The following is a 2,345-nucleotide window of genomic DNA, read 5'->3' on the forward strand; positions in this document are numbered from 1 at the left end:
GGTCGGACCCGGCGTCATCGTGAGCGTGTTCTCGTCCATATGGTTCCTCTGCGTTCGCGGTCGGATAAACCGTTCCCGTTTCACGGACCTGGGTCCGGTTATGCAGACGTGCGACAACGTTCACCTCCCGAACCGAATTAACGATATTTATAATTATTATCCAACTTTTCACTCGTGAGCAAAAAGAATGTAGTTATTCGTCAGGGATATCCAGACAGGAGGCACTCGTCTTGGAAAACGCTACGAGAGATACCGGAACGAATCGATTTATCTACATAACCGCCGCGATTGCGGCGCTAAACGGGTTGTTGTTCGGCTTCGATACGGGCGTCATCTCGGGAGCGCTGTTGTACATCGACAACAGTTTCGGTCTCACCCATCTCATGCAGGAGATCATCGTCAGCCCCACGCTCGTCGGCGCGATAGTCGGAGCGGCCGCCGGTGGGCGGTTGGCGGACCGATTGGGACGACGACGGCTCATGGTCGCCGGAGCGTGCGTGTTCTTCGTCGGATCGGTCGTGATGGCGTTCGCACCCAACGTGCCAGCGCTCGTGGTCGGGCGTCTCGTGGTCGGGTTCGCCATCGGGGTCGCATCGATGGTCGGACCGCTCTACAACTCCGAAATCGCGCCGCCGAAGATCCGTGGGTCGCTGGTCTCGCTCAACCAACTCGCGGTGACGTCCGGTATCCTACTCGCGTATCTCGTCAACTACGTTTTCAAGGGACCGGGCGGTTGGCGCTGGATGCTCGGATCCGGCGTCGTTCCGGCCGCGGCGCTCGCGCTCGGGATGCTCTTCATGCCGGAGAGTCCGCGCTGGTTGGTCGAGAACGGACGCCTGGACGAAGCCCGGTCGGTCCTCTCACGAACACGTTCGGAGGATCGTATCGAGGAGGAAATCGAGAACATAGAGGAGACGGCTCAGGTCGAAGAGAACGACGCCTCGACCCTGCTCGAATCGTGGATTCGTCCCGCGCTCATCGTGGGCGTCGGTCTCGCCGTCCTTCAGCAAGTGACCGGTATCAACACCGTCATCTACTACGCGCCGACCATCTTCAAATCGACCGGGTTCGGGGCGTCCGCATCCCTGCTCGCCACCGTCGGCGTCGGGCTGGTCAACGTCGGCGCGACGATCTGTGCGGTGCTCCTCGTCGACCGCGTCGGCCGTCGTCCGCTCCTGCTCGTCGGACTGACCGGAATGGTGCTCGCGCTCGGCGGGTTGAGCGCCGTGTTCTTCCTCCCCGGCCTGTCGGGTGTCGTCGGCTGGGCCGCCGTGGGCAGTCTGATGTTCTACGTCGGCTTTTTCGCCATCGGAATGGGACCGGTGTTCTGGTTGCTCATCTCCGAAATCTACCCGCTGCAAGTCCGCGGGTCGGCCATGGGCGTCGTCACCGTCGCCAACTGGGCCGCGAACCTCCTCGTCTCGCTGACGTTCCTCACGCTCATCAACGGCGGGACGTTCTCCGGGGTCGAGTTCGGCGGCATCGGACAGACGGGGACGTTCGGGCTGTACGCCGTCTTGAGCCTGTTCTCCCTGCTGTTCGTCTACTGGAAGGTTCCGGAGACGAAGGGTCGTTCGCTCGAAGAGATCGAAGCCGACCTGCGCGGCGGCACGAGCGGGAAGTACGCCGATGCGAGCGGGGAGACGGCCGAGAACGCCGACTGAGGTTCATCAGCTCCGAACTCGTGTCGGATCATGCGAACGATTAACTGTCAGCACAACTCATTTTCATGGGATGTCTCGCCCTTCGACGCTGGCTGCCCGTATCCGGCGGGCCGTGAGAAAAATCGGCGTCCCCATACTGCTGGCATACGTCTTTTTCGGGATGGATTGGCCGGTTCCAAACCTGGTGCTGCTGGGACTCTATTTCACCCTCATATTTTTCGTGCTCGATTCGAATCTCGTCCAGTATCCGCGCTCTACGGTCGGCATCGAACGCCGAGTGGACACGGAACCGGTGGACGAAGATACCGACTGTAGCGTCTGTGATTCGACCGTCGAGACCGGACAGCGACGGACGTACACGAAACAGGCGGTGCTGTTCGGCGTTCCGCTCTGGACGATCGACGGGGGAGAAAACGACTACTGTTCGTCCTGCATCGACGAGACTTCCGAGGCGAAATTCTCCAGTCAGCAAAATCGGAACGAGGAACGGGAACCCGAATTGAACTGACTGAACGGAACTGGAACCGACCTGACCGACTCAGTCGAGATACTGTCCCGCGAGCAGATCGACTTCTTCCCGCGTTTCTTCCGGAATCGCTTCCGTCGGGGTGTTGACTGTGCCTTCGAGGGCGTGGCCACAGTCACACTCGCGCTCGTCCGGCATCGACCGGATCGCGTGTT

At 60.7% G+C, this 2,345-nt stretch carries 2 protein-coding genes and 1 pseudogene; 2 read left to right on the forward strand and 1 reads right to left on the reverse strand.

Annotated features, from left to right (window positions below):
* Positions 1-158 precede the first annotated feature (158 nt).
* Both WBV42_RS13070 and WBV42_RS13075 read left to right on the forward strand, forming a co-directional pair.
* Positions 159-1,664 carry a sugar porter family MFS transporter gene (locus tag WBV42_RS13070; RefSeq protein WP_423986417.1) on the forward strand — a complete coding sequence of 502 codons (1,506 nt, stop codon included), beginning with the start codon at positions 159-161 and terminating at the stop codon, positions 1,662-1,664.
* A 70-nt stretch (positions 1,665-1,734) separates the two neighbouring features.
* Complete coding sequence (locus tag WBV42_RS13075) at positions 1,735-2,172, forward strand: hypothetical protein (protein ID WP_423986416.1); 438 nt, start codon at positions 1,735-1,737, stop codon at positions 2,170-2,172.
* 30 nt (positions 2,173-2,202) lie between these two features.
* Here the strand turns inward: WBV42_RS13075 and WBV42_RS13080 are convergent.
* Positions 2,203-2,345 (reverse strand): annotated as a pseudogene (locus WBV42_RS13080) (S-methyl-5'-thioadenosine phosphorylase); the annotation flags it as partial.

It is taken from the genome of Haladaptatus sp. (assembly GCF_049589095.1).
GTDB lineage: Archaea > Halobacteriota > Halobacteria > Halobacteriales > Haladaptataceae > Haladaptatus.

Bases quoted from the DNA above. Each gene is read 5' to 3' on its own strand.
- WBV42_RS13075 (WP_423986416.1), top strand. From the start codon at position 1,735: ATGTCTCGCCCTTCGACGCTGGCTGCCCGTATCCGGCGGGCCGTGAGA.